This window comes from Candidatus Zixiibacteriota bacterium (genome assembly GCA_040753495.1).
Classification (GTDB): domain Bacteria; phylum Zixibacteria; class MSB-5A5; order GN15; family PGXB01; genus DYGG01.
This window is the reverse complement of record JBFMEF010000112.1, coordinates 1-17809: the sequence shown is the minus strand read 5'-3', so window position 1 is coordinate 17809 and position 17809 is coordinate 1. Positions and strand designations below refer to the sequence as shown.

Here is a 17809-nt window from a genome sequence, read left to right as displayed (position 1 = left end):
CGGTATAAATTCCGCTTTCAAGTTTCACTCGGCGGAAAAGACGTCTTACTCCGGACCTTTCAACGCGCTGGCGATTCTGGTGCGATTCTCGGATAAGACGAACTCAGTACCGGCTCATGAATTCGATACCCTGATATTCCTCAATCAACAGGGGTCGGTGCGCCATTACTATCGCGAGATATCATACGACCAGTTTGATATTGTGACAGTTAATCTCCCCTCCTCGCTGGGATGGCAGACCGCCCCGCAGACTTATGCCTACTACTGCAATAATCAGAACGGGACCGGCTCTTACCCGCAAAACAGCCAGAAATTGTGTGAAGACCTGGTTGACCTGATCGACCCGGTCGTCGATTTCTCACAATATGATAATGACGGCGACGGGTATGTCGATGCCGTTATTATTGTGCACACCGGACCGGGCGCGGAATTCACCGGCGCTGACACCGATATCTGGTCACATCAGTGGAGTATTTTCCCCCGATTAAAAGATGGGGTCAGGATTTCAGATTACTGCATTCAGCCTGAATACTGGCAGTCGCCGGGGGATATTACCTGCGGCGTTTACTGCCATGAGTTAGGTCATGTATTGGGACTGCCCGATCTCTATGACCGTGATTATCCGACCGACTCATATGGTGTCGGACGGTGGTCGCTGATGTCGTACGGCAGCTGGAATGGCGCCGGCGGTATGGGAGGCTCGCCGGCTCACCCCGATGCCTGGTGCCGTCTCCGCCTCGGATTTGCAATGGCCGTGAACCTGACCTCCAATATAGATAACTGCCCCATAGACGCGGTCGAAACCGGCGGCAATATTTATCGTCTCTGGTCAAGCGGCGCCCCTGGCAGCGAATATTTCCTGGTCGAAAATCGGCAGAAGTCTGGTTACGACAGTTATCTGACCGCAGCCGGATTATTTATCTGGCATATCGATGAAACCCAGCTTACCAACGGAAATTGGAACGACAACCAGTGGTATCCGGGTTATACATCTTCAGGAAACTTCCTGGTGGCACTGGAGCAGGCTGATGGTGATTTTGACCTCGAGAAAGCATATCCGGTCGGCAATTCGGCCGACAACAGCGACCCCTACCCGGGAACCAGTCTGAATACAGATTTCGGCGCTCTGACAATTCCCAATTCTAACGCTTACAGCGGCGATTTGACCTATGTTGCAGTTGAAAATATATCAGCCAGTGGTCCCACTATGACTGCCGATCTAAAAGTCTCTATCGCCAGCGGATTGGATGACGAGAATGATTTGATACTCCCGAGGAAGCCGTTCTTAAGCCAGAATTATCCCAATCCTTTCAATCCGTCGACAAGAATCGATTTCACGCTCCATCGGGAAGCGGCCGTCGTTATTGATATCTTCGATATTCTCGGCGTCCATGTAAAACGCCTGGCGGAGGGACAGTACCCTCTCGGCTCTTACAGCGTTGAATGGGATGGCACCGCCCAGGATGGCAGACCGGTTGCCTCCGGTATATATCTTTACCGCTTAAGAACCGACGAAGGGGAAGAGTCGCGGAAGATGGGGCTAATCAAGTAACAGCCGAATCGGATTTCGGCATAATGCCGGGGATAAACGCCGCCTCCCCCCTCGGCGCCACCCCGGCAAACAAAAACCCCTGCCGCCTGGCAGGGGTTTTTTTTAATCGGGGTAAAGCCGTCCGATATCGTCCTGTTCAATTTTCTCGATAATTGTGATATCGGAATGACCGTTCCGCTTCTCCCGCTTGTGCTTCATATGGCAGTGTTTGCATCTTTTGGGGTTCTCGGTATATCCGCGTCCTGCAAAATATTCCTGAGCATTTACCGTGAAGACAAACTCTTCGCCACATTCAACACAAATGAGGAACTTCGGTTGAAAACCGGAATCCATCATTCCCCCTCTCTTGAAAGGCTCTAAACTTCCCTGTTATCCTCCGATTCGTCTAACGGAATTGAAGATACTGATGTAAATTTTATTAAAGTCTTACTTGAAGTCAGGTATATCAGTTTTTTATAACTTTGTCAAGGGAAAATATTACCTATTTATCTACTTTAAAAGGGGTTACATGGAGATGGCGAACCACCTTTGTACAGATAACCGATAATTGAGGACACGTCCAGTATGCTGACGGCGCCGTTGCATCCAAAATCACCGGCAACCAGCACCGGTTCCGGCTCCGGTCCCCCTTTGTAGAGGTAACTGATAATGTATAGGACATCGAGTATGTTGATGGCTCCATTGAAATCGGCATCACCATGCTGCACTGTAAGCACAAACGGGACTCTAACAATAGCGGTCTTCAAGGGGTTACTTTGCGACTGAATTTCGGCTATAATGACATTCCGGGTCGAAAGCAGTGTGCCCTGCGGAACCGGCAGATGGAAAGGAAAGATGGAATCTGCGCCGGAATTTAGTGCCAGCAATGTGTCGACCGGATATGTAATCCATCCCAGGCTGTCTGAAATCTGCAGGCGGATGATATCAGCCAGAATCCCGTCATTAGATACCTGCATCGTCAGACTATGATTGTATCCGGAGTAGCCGATAGTGTCACCCAGAAATGCCGCCGCCACCGCATAGTCATCTTGCACAACCGCGGAGTAGGCAAATGCCGCGGGAGCGCTGTATTGAGTCAAATTCACCGCTATCAAAGCGACCGAAGCATACGATTCAAAGTTGACCACCGTATCTTCCAGAATCCATGTCGGCGATACCACCGGCAATCGCTCAATTATGTGCGAATTCTGGGAGGGAGACTTTATGAGATACAGCGCCCATTCTCGCGCATCAGCGCCATCAAACCTGACAATTAGATTCCCGGTCGCCGCTCCCGGCTGCAGCAGTATATAAGCCGAGCCATACCCCTGGGGCTGCACCGGGCAGTTATGAAAAGCCACCGGATAACTGCTGCGATTCTCCGCCAGCGCCATGGCATCATAATAAATTCCCTCCTCATAATGGAGACCGTCATCACGGTAGGCGGTTACATAGTTCCAGGAGGTGAATTCCGCCAGGGCGCTGTCGAAAGTATATCCGTAATTCGACTGCAGTGAATCATTAGTGGCATTATAGACCGTGCCATAGATACATCCGCCCCAAATTTTTCTCACGATGACTGTGTCCAGTCGCTCTTCAAGGAATTTGTTCCAGATGAAGGATGAATAGGCGTGATAGCTGTCATCGGTCAAGGCCGTCTGCGGTGAAGTGAAAAATGAGCCCAAATAATTGTAATTGTCGTTCACGACGTCAAAGACGATATCTTCCATCCAGGTGGAGCTGGCTTCCATCCACCAGAGCGCTTCATAGACATCATAGGCAAACTGGACGGCATGAAAATACTCATGGGCAACCGTGACCTTTGCCGCTCCCCATTGATTCCCCTCCGGGTCATAGTTGGGAGGGAAATTGTAGAAATTCCGATGCAGCGATATCCAGGATACGGCGTCATTCCAGGGGTTGGGACCGCTGGACTCAGATGACGTGTAACCGTAATACTGCATCTCTTCGAAATAGATATCATATCTGCTGTCGCCCCCTACCACACCATCAGAGGGAGGCTGCATATAGCCGAGGTTTTGCACTATGGTGCGCCAGGAGGAATCGCAATAATCGGCTACTTTTTCAATATAATCGGGAACGCCGTTGATATTGTCGTCGGCGGTCGGCACAGCGTTGGGTCCGGTGACATTGTAATGCAGCTTGAACTGCCCGCCGGGAGAGTCGTATAGATATGCTCCGCTGGGACGGGCAAGGTACTCCGCCACGGCAGCCTGAGTTGCGGGTGATAAACTGCCAAGGCTTTTCCTTGCCTCAATGAAGATGGAGGTTGCAGATTTTCCCGGCAAAGAAACCGAGGTGGAGAAGGTTCGATATTCGGCAGGAACGACATCGGGATCTTTGACCGACGCCAGCTGCCAGAGAACCTTCTCATCCAATGATATTTTCCCTTCCCTGAAATCGGCTTCGATCTTTTCGGCAACTGTGGCGACATCCGCTGCGTTAGCGGCGCCGGCAACTGCTATAATGGCGGTTACTACAAACGCCAGGAAAGTTGAATTTCCGGTTGTCATTATTTCTCTCCTATGAAAACTCGTGTCAGTCTAAGGCCGGTAAAGACAGGGAGGCGCTCCGGTCCGGTATAAGTGATTAATCAGATATGATACGTCAAGAATGTTGATTATTCCATTGCAATTCATATCCCCCATCCTGAGGTCATATTTGGGGGCGGGACCGCCCTTATAAATATACCCCAACAGGTAGGTGACATCCAGGATATTCAGTTCCCCCGAAGCGTTGACATCACCAAAAGGGCAAATCACGGTGGAGAAGGAAAACTGATTGTTATTCTGCCACTGCGATACGACCGTCGGCACAAAGAGCATCGAATCATATATGACAAAGTCATAAACGCCGGCGGAGGTCCTTCCAAGATAGTCTATCGGGACATTGTAGAATATCTCTCTGCTGTTGTTCTTGAATCGGGCATATGAAAAACCCCATTCGACCGTATTGGCGCCGTCAAAATCAATCCGGAGAAGGCCATTGTTTGCAGTATTGACATAACTGAAAAGATAACTGGCGCCAAGCCCATCGGGAGGTTTTAAGGATGTTATACCGCTGAAGGGGTAGGAAGGTATAACCTGTTCAAGCGGGACCAGCGGATAATCGGCTCCGCTGTCCAGAAAAGGGGTATCGTGACGGTATCCGGTGAAATAATTCCAGGCGGCGAATTCGGCAAATGCCGGCTTCATCCCGGAGCCAATCTTCGCCAGGGCCGAATCAATCGCCGTCAGGGAATTGTGGTAACGGCAATACTCCCATATCGACTTCTGCACATTAAGTCCGAACTTCTTGGTAAGAAATTGGGGCCAGACAAAACTTCCATACATATGAAGTCCAGTCGAGACAGTAAGTGAGGTATCGGGATAATTATAAAAATAAGGAAGATAATTATAATTATCATTCACTTCCGGATATGAGACTTCCTCAAAAAAGGTCGCGGCGCATTCCATCCACCATATGTCTTCAAGACCATCATACGCCAGCTGGACCGCGTGGTAGTATTCATGGGCACAAGTTACCTTTTGCGCCCCGACCACCCGTCCAGCCGGGTCATCATTCTCAGGGAATCCGTCAAAACTGCAATGAATCTGTATATATGAGCTGTAATCGTTCCAGGAGGAATCACCTACCCCCTCGCGGACGGTAAGACCGTAGGCGCCGATTCGGAGCAGGTAGATGTCATAAATGCCATCGCCATCCGGCGGGACGGGAAGATACCCGAGTCCGGTATGGTAATAGGAACGGCAACTGTCGGCAAACAAGCCGATTCTCTCAACATAATCCGGAATAAGACTGAGGTCATTATCAGCCAGCGGGACCGCCTCTGAGCCGGTGACATTGTAATGAATAAGGAAGTGACCTGACTGTGACAGATATGTCGATTCCGTGGAAGGGCGGGCGAAATATGATGCCGCCAGGGCCTGCTGTTCCGGGGTGAGAGTCTCCCAGTTTGATACGACCTCTTCCACTATGGATGTCCCGCATTTGAGCAACGGCTGTGATTCGGTCTTAAACTCAGCCGGCAGCCTTTCTGGAGACATGACAGCCTGAAGCCGATAAACCAGCCTCTCCCCTTGTGTAATCACTCCGGCATCGGCAGCCCGGTCGATTGCTTCGATTACTCCCCCCGACTTATATGGAGATTCTCCAGCGAGACTGCCAATTCCAAATACTCCAAAAATTCCCCATATCAGCAATAGACTAACAGCGGCGATATTTAAACCGTAGCGCATACTCATCAATTGGGCTCCAAACGACCTTTCTTCATATCATCGGCAAGAACAGCCAAAGCAGTTAAGGGTAAGTACCACAAATAAATATATGGATGAAGACGGTTTTGTCAAGATATTACTGCTTATAACATATTGTAATGACAAAAGTTACGCCGGGTGGTTATTTGACAAACTGGCCAAAACCGAGAGATACCTGCCAGTTTCTTATTTCCGGGGCATAGGCAAAATCGATTCGCATAAGTTCAGCGTTTGAAATCTTCTCCATTCCCAAGCGAAGCCCTATACCTGCCGACCAGAACCAATTGCCTATCTGTATTCCCTGGTCCTGCAGACAGATCTGCCCCAGGTCAACGAACTGGACGGCGCCGATATCGACCGACATAAGGTTAAGCCCCGTAAATAAACGATTTTCAAAGTTCATGATGACCGCTTTTTCGCCGCTTTCAAAATTTCGGGGATAGCCTCTCAGCCCATAGTTTTCTCCAAGATAGTATGCATGATTTCGGTCGCGGCGTTCATCCACCAGGAAACTTCCGGCAAATACCGAGGTCATCCAGGGCACGGTGTTATTGTAGTACTTCATCGAAAGTATTAACTGCGTACGATAATCAATGTTCCCCTTAAACCAGTGGTTTCTTTCGAAACCGAGGAACAGAAAGCCATACTTCTGTCGGGACGAATATTGGTAGGAAAAAGAAAGAAGGTCGTACAATCGGTCTCCTCTCGCGGGGCTGATTGCCCACCCGTATTTTATATAGGCGCCATTAGTCAGATTGATATCCTCCACGCGGCGAAATCCGTTAATTCGGGACGTCCGATAGAATTCGGTCCGCAGCAGCCCAAACTGCGGCATGATTAGATGGTAAAGGCTGTCACTGGGGAACCGGACTCCCAGACCTCTTTTATCTGAAGTCTTTAGGTCGGCGTACAGATGATTAATTCCGAACTGGATTTTGCTTTCATAGGTACCTGATTGAGTCAGAATAAAGGACTCAAGATATTTTCCCTCGGTTCGATTGCGAGCCACAATTACTCCGTGGCGATAATAATCGTCAGTGCGGTCAATTTCGGTAACAGTCGCTCCATAACTGAGGCGGGAGCTCTGTGAAAAGAGCGGCAGCCTGAAGGTCAGGCTCTTGCGGCCTATCTCAGGCGCGTCATTGTAATAGAGTGAGAAATAATAACGCGAGCTGAAGAGCCGTCTCTCCACAAAAGAAAACTCGGAATAGTCCTTATCAATGCTTCTCAAGTAGTGATGGAACGCCAGAAACTGTCCGTATCCGAACAGATTTAGTTCTTCGATTCCGACCTCATAAATTGTCTGGCCGGCGCTTCGGCTGATAGATGGTCCCCCGACCAGCGTCCAGCGGTCGGAGGTGGTGATTTTCAGAATGTTGGCGTCCCCGACCTTATCCATAACCACGGTGGCGTCCCAAATAAACGGCAACGAACGGAGATTTCTCTCTGTTTCGGCCGCCAGTTCCGCTGAGTACAGGTCCCCCTTGTTAAGCAGAAGCTCTCTTTCCACTACGAACTTGCGCGTCTTGATATGCAGCTTATTTGCCATCTTGAAAAGCCAGTTATTGAACTGAGCGGAATCGGTATTGAAGACATTCCTGGTTTCTATAATGACCGAATCGATTTTGTCGGCGTTATCGGCAGGCTGACCGTTCGAGCCATGTCCGGAAAGCGGCATAAGAAGGGCGACTAATAGACATCCGTGGAAGATATATTCAGAGGCTGTTTTCATCCGCTCTAATATAATGAAAACAATTCTCCTGAAAAGTTATGAAACGCGGATCTGTTTATCGGAGGGGGAAAGGGCAAAGCGTCGCGAGCGGCTGAAGAAAAGATAAAGGGTCAGCGCCAGCAGTCCTATATCTCTCAGCAGGAGGTCAATAATGTTGCTCTTGGCTTTGGAACTGACCGTAAAGCAGCCGCATTCAATATTCACCCCTCTGAATAGATTGACCGTCAGCGCCGCTATAAAGGCAAGAACCAGAAGGTTGAGAATAAGTACGCTGCCTTCCTGCTTATAACCTACTACCAGAAAGATGCCGCATAAAAGCTCAACCCAGGGAAGCATAAGCGCGAAGATGTTAATCAGAGTGGCTGGCAAAAGATGGTAGTTGTAAACAATGCGGGCGAATTGCGCCGGATTAGTGATTTTATCCAGGGAGGCATAGATAAATATCCCCCCGACAATGAGTCGAATTAGCAAGGTCAAATAGTCGTTGTCCAGAAATCTGCGATTCATATCAGTCGGCTGCCTCCACCGGCAGCCTGGCTTTCTCCCATTCGCGCCAGCCGCCAAAAAAGACAAAGACTTTGGAAAACCCTTTGGACATCATATATCTTCCCAGATGAAGCGACAGCTCGCACTCTTCCCCGGAGCAGTAGATTACGAATTCATCTGATGGTCCGTATTCTGACAGCACCTGGTCGTAGTACTGGTCAAGGTAGTCGAAAGGGAGATTCACCGCCCCTTTGATATGCCCGGCAGCGTAGTCCTCCGGTAGACGGGCGTCGATGAAAACCACTCCGCGAGACTGATATTTAGCGGCGGCATCATCAAGCGAAATGAAAGGGGGGTCTCCTTCAACATAAGAAGGGGGGACAATAATGGAATCGGAGCCGGAAATCGACGGCCAGCTTCCGACCCAGGGAATCCTGTTGGGAGAGAATGAATTAGTGGCGACGGCAAAAGCCGCCGACAGGATTATTATGAGCAGTGACTGTCGTAACCTTGATGCCATTATGTTTTTTACAGTGTCCGACCCAAAAGGTTCGCTATCCAAGGTCAAGAATATCAGGCATAGTGGCTTGCTTGTCAATGTAATATCGGAATTTGGAGATAATAAAATAGGGTCGGTGGACCGACCCTACATAGCTTAAATTGTGCTCCGACCGTACCTTTAACTACTTTTAACTGAATCTCAGTTCCTCAAGGTATTCAACTGCCATCGCAACGCCCGGTCTGATTCTCAGCAGATTATGTTTGCCGCGAAGAATTTCAGTGGCAATCACAGCGAATTTCTCGGGAGCCAATCCTTGCAGTCCGTAAGGATGCCAGCAATCTTTGGAGCCTCGTCTGGCAAACCTTTCGTTTTCTTTTCTCACAGGCATACGTTTCTCCCCGATTTGCCTGATGGTTGACAGGTTCTATGGCGGGCTGACTAAGGGGACTCGGTTGTGACCGGCATCACCTCCTCCATACAATTTCACTGTCATTAAGCGCTACTTATTAAGTGAGGAAAGCGCGCTGCTTGCACAATGTAGAATGCAGTAAAGGGCAGTTTATTATCTTTCCATTATATATATTCTTAACATACAGGGCGGAAGCGCATCTTGTTGCGTAACCGATTGATGGCACGCCTTTTATAAATATTCACAACTTGCTGCTTGACTCCCAGTATCGCCCCGATTTCCGCTTCCTTCTTTCCCATCAGATACAACCGGATAACCTCTTTTTGCCTTTTAGACAAGGAATGACTGATATGCCAGACTACTTTCTTACGCAGTTTCTCTTTCCTTGAAAAATCAGCCGGGTCGCTTTCTTCGTCGAAAAACAACGATTTTTCTTCCGGAAATGACTCCAGCAGGAGTCGATTGACCATGACCTCATAAAAAACTGATTTGTCCCGATCGGTCATCTCCGGACCACTCCTATGAGTAATCGCTATTTCCGTTTTTTGGGCAAAGCCGAGGAATATTTGCTGGTCAAGCGTGAGGTTATCTGCGAAATGGCTTTCACCCTTTCACGGGGCGGGGTTTTCTCCGGGATATCGGCTACCAGCGAATCATATTCGGAGATAAGCTTTACCATATCGCTCCCGCTCAGGGTAATATTTCCGAGGGAGATACTTTCGAGGCTTCCTGTCCGGTCGGCATAAAAACCGTTTATACTGTCTATCAATCCTTGATAGTAATCTTCAATTTTTTTGATGGAGTCGGAATAGAAGCGGGTTGAGTCCTGCAGCTGGTTCACCAGAAGCAGATTCAATTGCGTCTGTAACATCAAGTCTCCCGCAAGTGAGGAATCGGTCATACCGGAGTCGGAATCCATCACCAGCGCCTGCAAACTGTCGATAGTTGTCCGGTACTGCGCTTCCAGGGCTTTAAGGCCCACATCTTCCCTATAGGCGGAGACATTGGACTTGATAATGGAGATGGCTACCAGCACTCCCACCAGAATCACGACTACCAGGAGCCGCACGAAGGTCCCTTTTCTGTCAGGCATAATACTCATGCCGCTAAAAATAGAACTCTCTAAAGATTATGTCAATAATGAAAATACCCGGGTCGTCCTTGAACCGGGTAATTTCAGCCGCTGAAAGGCTCTTTCAGACGGCATTTAATTCAGATTTCTCTCTATCTTCTAATACCGGATTTTTGAAAAAATGTTCCTCATTTGCGAAGTTTCAGAGTAAGGAATATCCAGGGACGGAGCATCGACCACCAGCCTATGATAGGCTTGATTTTGCTGTAGTTTCTCCCGGATTCAGGATAAACCATTGAGACCGGCACTTCTTTGACTTTATATCTGCCCTTGAGGACATGATATTGAATATAGTACTCCATTTCATAGGCATTGAGCCAGGGTTGGTGAAGCTGAAAGCGGGGGTCGTCAAAGAGATTGAGACGATATGCCCGGAAACCGCAGGTTATATCGGTCCCCGGGAAACCGGTCATAAGATTTATTATTTTCGTCAATAATCTAATCATCACTCGTCGAAACAGCGGAAGATTCGGGGAGCGTCCGCCGGGCAGATAGCGCGACCCCTGAACATAATCGCTCTCTTCTCTCTCAATCGGGGCAAGCAAACGGCTAATCTCTCCCGGCTGCATTTTGCCGTTTGCCGCCATAATGACAATTACGGCATACCCATTCTCTCGACCATATCCAATTGCCTCCCTGATGCCGCAACCTATCCCCTGATTGGTTTCGTGCCTTATGACAGCGAATCCGTTCTGCTTGAGAAATTCATAGCTGCCATCCTGCGAGCCGTCATCAACAAATAGCAAATCATATTCTCTTTCTTCCGGAAAACGAGAAACTAAATTCTTGAGTTTCTCCCCTTCATTAAAAGAGAACAGGGCAACCAGCGTTTTGGAGCGAATCATTATTCAACTTCAGAATCGGTATAGGGAGGCCAGAGATAAGGTCTATCGTAGGCGTTTATCGTACACTTCAATTCGAGGACAGACTTGATAACCCGGGCAGGGTTTCCCGCGGCAACCATCATTTCCGGAATATCACCGACTACGACGGACCCCGCCCCAATCAGCGCCCCTTTCCCGATTTTCACCGCCGGCAGAAAGGTGCAGTTGGCGCCGATTTTAGCTAAGTCGCCCACTATCGCTCCCCCACCGCATTCTTTATACTTAGGGCAGTTCATGGGATGAGGGTCATCGGTAAATACCGTGTTTGGTCCCACAAAGACATATTTCCCGAGAGTCACCATCTCCAGAAAACTGCCGGAATGCACGCGACAGAAATCACCTATCCTGTTTTCGAATTCCAGCACAGCATTGGTTCCGATAGAGACATTATTGCCGATAATATTGTCTTCGCGAATTGATGCTCCCTGCCCGCATTGGAAATTGTTGCCTATGCTCGTGCCGGCATAGATGGTGCTGAAGGGACGAATTATGGCATTATCGCCTATAACAAGCGAAAGCTCTCCGTCAGCCTTGCCTCGCGGCGGCTGCCCCAGAACGACGGGACCGTAGATTATCGAACCCTTGCCGATTATGACCCCCGGATAGATTTTGACATCGCCGACGACTTTAAAGTCGCTCATATCTTAATCACCTTTCCTCCGGCTCGCAAAGATTGATTTGCCCCTTCCAGGACTTTGACCACTCTCAACCCGGCGTGACCATCGGTCAACGGAGCTCTTTGCTCTTTAATGGCATATACAAATTCCCTGGCGACCAGGCTGAGAGCCTCCGTCAGTTCAATCCGGGGAGCCATCATATCGCCGGTGCGGTACTGGACCAGTATATTATAGACTTCCTCCCGGTTTCGGATATAATCGATTCCCTTGTTGTAAATCTTAACTTTTTCCGACGGCTCCACATCATCGTAGACAATCATCTTCCGGGAACCGCAGATAAGAGTCTTGCGCACTTTTACCGGCGCCAGCCAGTTGACATGAATATGCCCCAGCAGGTTGGCGTCAAAACCAACTGAAATATAGGCGATATTCTCAATCTGATTATCAAAATGCGCCATGCCGGTGGCGGAGACAGTTCTTACCGGTCGGTCAATCAGAAAGTCCATGATGGAGACATCGTGGGGGGCAAGGTCCCAGATAACGTTGATATCGTGCTGAAAAAGTCCCAGATTGACCCGCACTGAGTCGAAGTAATAAATATCCCCCAGTTCTCCTGATGTTATTATCTCTTTTATCTTACTAACGGCGCCGGTATATACAAAAGTATGGTCAACCATCAGTATCAATCCGTGGCGATGGGCTGTTTCAATGAGGACTTCCGCCTGTTCGAAAGTCGCCGTCATCGGCTTTTCCATCAGAAGATGTTTTCCATGCGAGAGCGCTTCCATCCCTAGCGGGAAATGTGACGATACCGGGGTGGCTATGACAACGGCATCGATATCTCGGGAATGAAGGATTTCATCACTGTTCTTCGTGACCAGCTTCAGTCCCGGGTATAGACGGGACATCAGCTTGAGCCGCTCCTCTCTCAGGTCAGCCACGGCGACAACCTTTGCATCATCATGCAGAGAGAAATTTCTAATGAGATTAGGTCCCCAGTATCCGGCTCCTATAATGCCAATTCTAATCATGTCACTCCGCCTTAAAAATATAAATAAGTCTGGTCGGCGCGGCGCACTTCAATATAAATACGATAGCGCCCGGCTTGTCGCCCGGCCTGCGGCGATAAATCGCCGCTGTCAGGCCCGCTTTCTCTCATATCGGCAATATAATATGATTTTGCAGAATCCGAAGAAAGAGGATATTTGACCCAGACCCGGGGGTCGCCCTTTTCAACATAGCGCTCTATCGATGACCGCTCCAGGTCCGAAAGGAGCGCTTCGCCGCCATCGGCGCAGTGAAAATTGCCGAAAAGCTCAATTTGATTGGGACGCTCGCTTGCCGAATCTGAGGGGGAAAGCGCGACACGGATATATCCCCGTCTGTCTGCCAGGAAATTGAACGCTTCGGCCGCAAATGGAACATATGACCAATAGCGCATTTCCTCTCTTCTCAAAGCGCCCAATCCTTCAAAAATCCGGTAAGTCGATTTGTTGTAGTAAAAACGGCTGAGCGGCGGACTGCCGTGCGCAAATTCAAAAGTCTGGTCATCAATGGTGATGCTAAGATTCTTGCCGGCGTCAGGGACAGCCTTGAGGTCAAGCCAGAGTCGCGCCGACTCGGTCGGCAGCAACCGAATCTCCCTGGGGATATAGATATCCAAAACAGCCGCTTCGGTCGGCTTGGTCAAACGGCAGCTCCACTCTGCCCAGCGGTCAGGAGCGGTTCCCCAGACTATCTGAACCAATGCCAGGAAGAGAAATGGAGGAAGTATGAACAAAAACGCCTTGCGGGCAGGAAATCTCCTCTCAAGGAACAGATACAAGGCGACTGAGAAAGCCGTCAAGATTGCCAATCCGACAATGACATAACCTGCCACTCCGGTTTGCCCCATTACGGCTGCCCAGAAGGACGGCCTGATAATCAGACAAAACAGCAATGCAAAAAGCGCCAGCCCAGCGGCAAGCAGGAATTTCTTCTCTTTTAGGATATCCTTCTGCCTGATATGGTCAAATATCGAGCCAAGTACGAGAGCCGATGCCATAATGACGACTGGCATAGCATTAAGATTGTACCGAGCCAGGGAATGAAAAATGATATGAACCAGCGTGTAATAGAGCGGAATAAGAGCTATCAGGAGCAAACCTCTCCCCTTAAAAATGATGAACGACCAGATTCCGAAAACTCCGGTCAATATGATTACCAGGTGAATTAAAGTTGCGCTTCCCTGCCCGAGCAAAAAACTCTGCCTGAAATCATTATAAGGTTGCCCCCAAAGTCGGACCAGTTTCTTAATTAGCAATTTGGCGTAACCGACCGGGTCCTTTTGAATTGTGTAACTCACCGGATATAGCCAAAAGTCTTTTTCCGCAAAATCGAGGTCGTACCCTTCATATTTGATAGAAGAGCTGGACCGAAAATTTGCCTCCGAGTAACGTGGGTCGCGAATTGCGGCGGTTCCGAAATAAAGGGAGGTGCCGACAAACCAGGGAAGCACTGCGGCTATGAAAGGGAGTGATGCCTTCCCCAATACTCTCAATCGTTCCCTTAATGAAATACTTCTATCATACAACAGAGCCATGCCAAACAATAAGAAAAGGAAGGTCGCGGTCGGTTTGGTCAATATCAATAATCCCGCAGTCAGGCCCAGAAGAAAGACAAACTTGCTCTTCTTGCTTTCGTACCAGCGAAGGGTCAAATAGAATGAAAGCAGGAGCAGGCATATAGTCATCTGGTCAGTCGAAATCATCCCTGTCAAAAGCAAAAAGGGAAGATAAAGGATATAAAGAACGCCTGCGAAGACGGCAGTCCTAAATCCAAATAAGGTGTAGGCGATAATAAGCATCAGGATAAGATTCAAGGTATCCAGAAGCGTATTTAAGATTCTCGCGACCATGAAGTCTTCGACCGGAGTCACCCAGAACAGCGCCGCCAGCCAGAGAGGATAGAGAGGTCCGGAAATAAAGATATATTCCTGAGCCTGTCTAACACTGGGGACCGGATAGTACAGCCACTGAATCTGCTCACCTGATATATGTTTATTCATCAGGTTTTTGAATTCGGTCACCGACCTGGATGAATCCTCGGGCGTTAGGTTCTCCGGATGCCCGAAGCTGCCCCCATCAGACATTGTATGAATAATTCCCAGCGCCGCTGAAGCGTAAATGCGGGCATCCCACATGACTGGAAGCTGCGTCTTACCCAGGATGAATCCCAGCCGCGTTAGCAGGCAGACAGCCGCCAGTATCCAGACGGCGCGCCGAAAATTCAGGTTAGCTCGCATCGAAGAATGAAGCCGATTTATTGCTTCTTATGACGGTACCACTCAATGGTCCGCTTGAGCCCCTCTCTCAAATTAACCTGGGGATGCCAGCGCAATCTGGTTCTGATTCGCTCGATATTCAGGACGCGACGGCGAATATTGTCGATATCGCGCCGGTCGATATGGGTCACAACCACTTCCCTGCCCGATAATTCCGCGAGCAGACGAATCAGCTCCATGATGCTGGTTTCCACTCCGCTTCCCAGATTGAAGACAAGCCCATCAGCGCGGGGTGATAGAAGAGCCGACAATGTTCCGGTCACAGCATCTTCGATATAAGTAAAGTCTCTGGTCTGAAGACCATCTCCATGAACCTGCAGGTCCTGGCCATTCTCTATGGCTTCTATGAATTTGGAAATAACGCCGCAGTAGGGATTCGAGGGGTTTTGCTTCGGACCGTAAATATTGGAATACCGCACCACCGTCACCGGTATATAGTAGGTTTCGTAAAAAGCATAGCAGTAGTTCTCGCCGGCCAGTTTCGAGACCGAATAGGGGGAGAAAGTAAGCGGAGTCTCGTCTTCCGTAATCGGCAGAATCCGAGGATTGCCGTAAATGGAAGCGGAGGAAGAATAAACAATCCTTCTGGGCTTGGTCTCTCGCGCCGCCATCAAGACATTCAAGGTGCCGCCGATATTGGTCTCATAGTCTTCACGGGGATTTTTCGTGGAAACTATAATATTGCGTGCCGCCAGATGGGCGACATAATCAACCTGCGACATCAATTTCAGCACAGTCGGATAATCGGCGACCGTCCCTTTCACGAATTCATATTTGATATCCGGGTCGATATTTTTCAGGTCGCCGGTAAAGAGGTCGTCAAGTACAACCACTTGCCCGCCGGCGCGAACAATTGCTTCCACAACATTGGACCCGATAAATCCGGCTCCTCCCGTCACCAGCGTTTTAGTTCCGGTAAAATCAATCTTAATCACGGCTATTTCCTCAATCTGAGTCCGAGATAGACCATCGGCTTTGCCAACCGCCACCAATCCCGAAACGGTTTCATTTTGGTGAATTGCTTTCTACTGGCATGATAATATATGGTAATCGGCACTTCTTTAAAGCGGATTTTTCTGGAGGTTACCGCCTTAAACAGCAGATAAGGCTCCAGTTCATACCGGTCCAGCCATTTCTGTTTCAGGTCGATACCGGGGTCGTTCAGTATGGAAAGGCGAAAAGCGCGGAACCCGTTGGTGGCGTCTGTTACACGGCGCAGAGTCAATATCGAGAAGAGCAGAGAATAAAGCTGCGTGGTAATTTTTCTGAAAGGGCGGTCGTTGACAACCTTTCCCCCCTTCATCCGGCGCGACCCCTGCACAAAATCGACTTCGTTATGCAGCAGCGGTTCCAATACCGCCGGCAGTTCCCGCGGTTCATGCTGGTCGTCTCCCGACATGACTACGAATATCTCCTGCCCGCTTTCTATCGCGTAAAAGATACCGGTGCGAATGGCGGCGCCAACCCCCTGATTTTTCGCATGACGAATCACTTCGGCTCCGGCCGCTTTCGCTTCAATTGGAGTATCATCACTGGAGCAGTCATCCACCACCAGCACAGTGCATGGCAGGGATGTCTCTTTAATTTTTTTCACCACGTTGCCGATTTTGCCCGCTTCGTCGAAAGCCGGAAGGGCAACAAGTATTGTACTATCGGGTTTGATTGGGCTTTTCATCCAAAGCCTCGCGCTCCAATTGCTTTAGTGAAAGATGTTCTTTTCGCAGATAATAGAAACCCATCAGGGTAATCGGAATGAACTGTGCGGCGTGGAGGACAATGGCGCAGGAGACGGCATTGTTGTGACTGATATTGAAAAAGTTAAGGGTCCAGACCACCCCGCCATGATAGACCCCTATGAAACCGGGTGAAGAAGGTATCAGGATTGAAATGGAAACCACCACCAGGAGGACATAGGAGGCGTAAATCGGCAGGTCAAATCCAAACGCCATGAAGACAAAAATGTTCGAAATACCCATGCAAACCCAGAGAAAGAGCGTGTGCGCCGATACGGCAAAGGTCTGGCGCCAGTTCTTCAGGAACAGAAGTCCCCGCGAAAATTTGAGAACAATCTGATGCACCTTCTCCCGAGCGCCGGAAGATAGAAAGAAGAAATAATTGGAGATAATTCTCCCCGCCCTTTCAGGCCGAAGCGCCACCGCGGTCGCAAAGAGAAATCCCAGCACGGCAATTCCCAGCGAGAGAAGCGCTCCCAGCTTGAAACTGCTGTCAACCGGCAGCGGAGTTACGGAGAGAATCACCGCCAGAATAAGCAGCAGAGCCAGAAGGTCGAATACCATTCGCTCGGCAAAAATTGTAGCCAGTGAGGCAGATTTGGTGATTTTCGGTTCCTGCTTTGACAGCGAATATGCCCGGACAAATTCTCCCAGGCGGAGGGGCAGGACATTATTTGCCATAAAACCGATACAGGTTGCCGCCAGCAATTTGCGATACGGCACCTCGGAAATCGGACGAAGCATAAATTTCCAGCGCTCGGCTCTCTGAAACATGGCGAAGACGACAAAGAAAATATTAGGCAGCAGCCACCAGTAATTGGCTGCCCGTAAGGCATGTTGCAACTCCGCGAAATTGACATTGCGCAAAATGAGAAATAAGAATAGAGCGGAGATAACTATTCCGAATATCAGTGAAAGCATCCGACGCTTATTCATTGGCTTTTTTCCTGTCTGACCACATCGTTGACCACCTGCAAGAATAACTCCGCGGCATCATCCCAGTTGAATCGTTTCGCCCACTCCCTTCCGCCGCATTCTAACTTGACTCGCAATGACTCATCACTCAAAACCTGCTTCATCCGCTCGGCCATCTCCGATATATTGCCATAACTGTAAAGGAATCCGGTTTTTCCATCAACCACCGAATCGCGGAGCCCGGGGGAATTCGCCGCCAGCACCGCCGT

General features: G+C 49.3%; 18 protein-coding genes. 1 reads left to right on the top strand and 17 read right to left on the bottom strand.

Annotation, left to right across the window (positions count from 1 at the left end):
- Positions 1-1552 (top strand): M6 family metalloprotease domain-containing protein (locus tag AB1690_07360; protein MEW6015124.1); only part of this gene is annotated, 1552 nt, incomplete at its 5' end.
- Between the two features lie 102 nt (positions 1553-1654).
- Here the strand turns inward: AB1690_07360 and AB1690_07355 are convergent.
- From AB1690_07355 to AB1690_07275, 17 genes are all read right to left on the bottom strand, one after another.
- Positions 1655-1888, bottom strand: a complete 234-nt coding sequence (locus AB1690_07355) for a zinc-ribbon domain containing protein (GenBank protein ID MEW6015123.1) — start codon at positions 1886-1888, stop codon at positions 1655-1657.
- A gap of 158 nt (positions 1889-2046) precedes the next feature.
- A complete protein-coding gene (locus tag AB1690_07350) occupies positions 2047-4065 on the bottom strand; it encodes an MXAN_6640 family putative metalloprotease (protein ID MEW6015122.1) in 2019 nt (672 codons plus the stop codon).
- A gap of 30 nt (positions 4066-4095) precedes the next feature.
- Entirely contained in the window at positions 4096-5796 is a 1701-nt protein-coding gene (locus AB1690_07345) for a dockerin type I repeat-containing protein (protein ID MEW6015121.1), read from the bottom strand.
- 154 nt (positions 5797-5950) lie between these two features.
- Entirely contained in the window at positions 5951-7540 is a 1590-nt protein-coding gene (locus AB1690_07340) for a hypothetical protein (GenBank protein MEW6015120.1), read from the bottom strand.
- A 36-nt stretch (positions 7541-7576) separates the two neighbouring features.
- On the bottom strand, positions 7577-8047 hold the full coding sequence (locus tag AB1690_07335) for a MauE/DoxX family redox-associated membrane protein (GenBank protein MEW6015119.1): 471 nt from the start codon (positions 8045-8047) through the stop codon (positions 7577-7579).
- 1 nt (position 8048) lies between these two features.
- Positions 8049-8546, bottom strand: a complete 498-nt coding sequence (locus AB1690_07330; GenBank protein ID MEW6015118.1) for a rhodanese-like domain-containing protein — start codon at positions 8544-8546, stop codon at positions 8049-8051.
- Positions 8547-8715: 169 nt separating this feature from the next.
- Positions 8716-8916 (bottom strand): hypothetical protein, encoded by a 201-nt coding sequence (locus tag AB1690_07325; GenBank protein ID MEW6015117.1) that lies wholly within the window; start codon positions 8914-8916, stop codon positions 8716-8718.
- Between the two features lie 197 nt (positions 8917-9113).
- Positions 9114-9443 (bottom strand): LuxR C-terminal-related transcriptional regulator, encoded by a 330-nt coding sequence (locus tag AB1690_07320; protein MEW6015116.1) that lies wholly within the window; start codon positions 9441-9443, stop codon positions 9114-9116.
- Between the two features lie 26 nt (positions 9444-9469).
- On the bottom strand, positions 9470-10030 hold the full coding sequence (locus AB1690_07315; protein MEW6015115.1) for a hypothetical protein: 561 nt from the start codon (positions 10028-10030) through the stop codon (positions 9470-9472).
- Between the two features lie 167 nt (positions 10031-10197).
- Positions 10198-10914: a glycosyltransferase family 2 protein gene (locus AB1690_07310; protein MEW6015114.1), complete on the bottom strand. Its 717-nt coding sequence runs from the start codon at positions 10912-10914 to the stop codon at positions 10198-10200.
- Positions 10914-11594, bottom strand: coding sequence for a transferase (locus AB1690_07305; GenBank protein ID MEW6015113.1), 681 nt, complete (start codon positions 11592-11594; stop codon positions 10914-10916). Before AB1690_07305 ends, AB1690_07310 begins: the two co-directional genes overlap by 1 nt.
- On the bottom strand, positions 11591-12601 hold the full coding sequence (locus AB1690_07300) for a Gfo/Idh/MocA family oxidoreductase (GenBank protein ID MEW6015112.1): 1011 nt from the start codon (positions 12599-12601) through the stop codon (positions 11591-11593). Before AB1690_07300 ends, AB1690_07305 begins: the two co-directional genes overlap by 4 nt.
- 11 nt (positions 12602-12612) lie before the next feature.
- On the bottom strand, positions 12613-14853 hold the full coding sequence (locus AB1690_07295) for a glycosyltransferase family 39 protein (protein ID MEW6015111.1): 2241 nt from the start codon (positions 14851-14853) through the stop codon (positions 12613-12615).
- Positions 14854-14870: 17 nt separating this feature from the next.
- The gene (locus tag AB1690_07290) at positions 14871-15827 is read right to left on the bottom strand and encodes an NAD-dependent epimerase/dehydratase family protein (GenBank protein MEW6015110.1); all 957 of its coding nucleotides are present in this window, start codon (positions 15825-15827) and stop codon (positions 14871-14873) included.
- A gap of 2 nt (positions 15828-15829) precedes the next feature.
- Entirely contained in the window at positions 15830-16567 is a 738-nt protein-coding gene (locus AB1690_07285; GenBank protein MEW6015109.1) for a glycosyltransferase family 2 protein, read from the bottom strand.
- Complete coding sequence (locus AB1690_07280) at positions 16542-17561, bottom strand: lysylphosphatidylglycerol synthase transmembrane domain-containing protein (protein MEW6015108.1); 1020 nt, start codon at positions 17559-17561, stop codon at positions 16542-16544. Before AB1690_07280 ends, AB1690_07285 begins: the two co-directional genes overlap by 26 nt.
- On the bottom strand, positions 17558-17809 hold a 252-nt coding region (locus AB1690_07275; protein ID MEW6015107.1), incomplete at its 5' end, for a glycosyltransferase. The genes AB1690_07275 and AB1690_07280, both read right to left, overlap by 4 nt.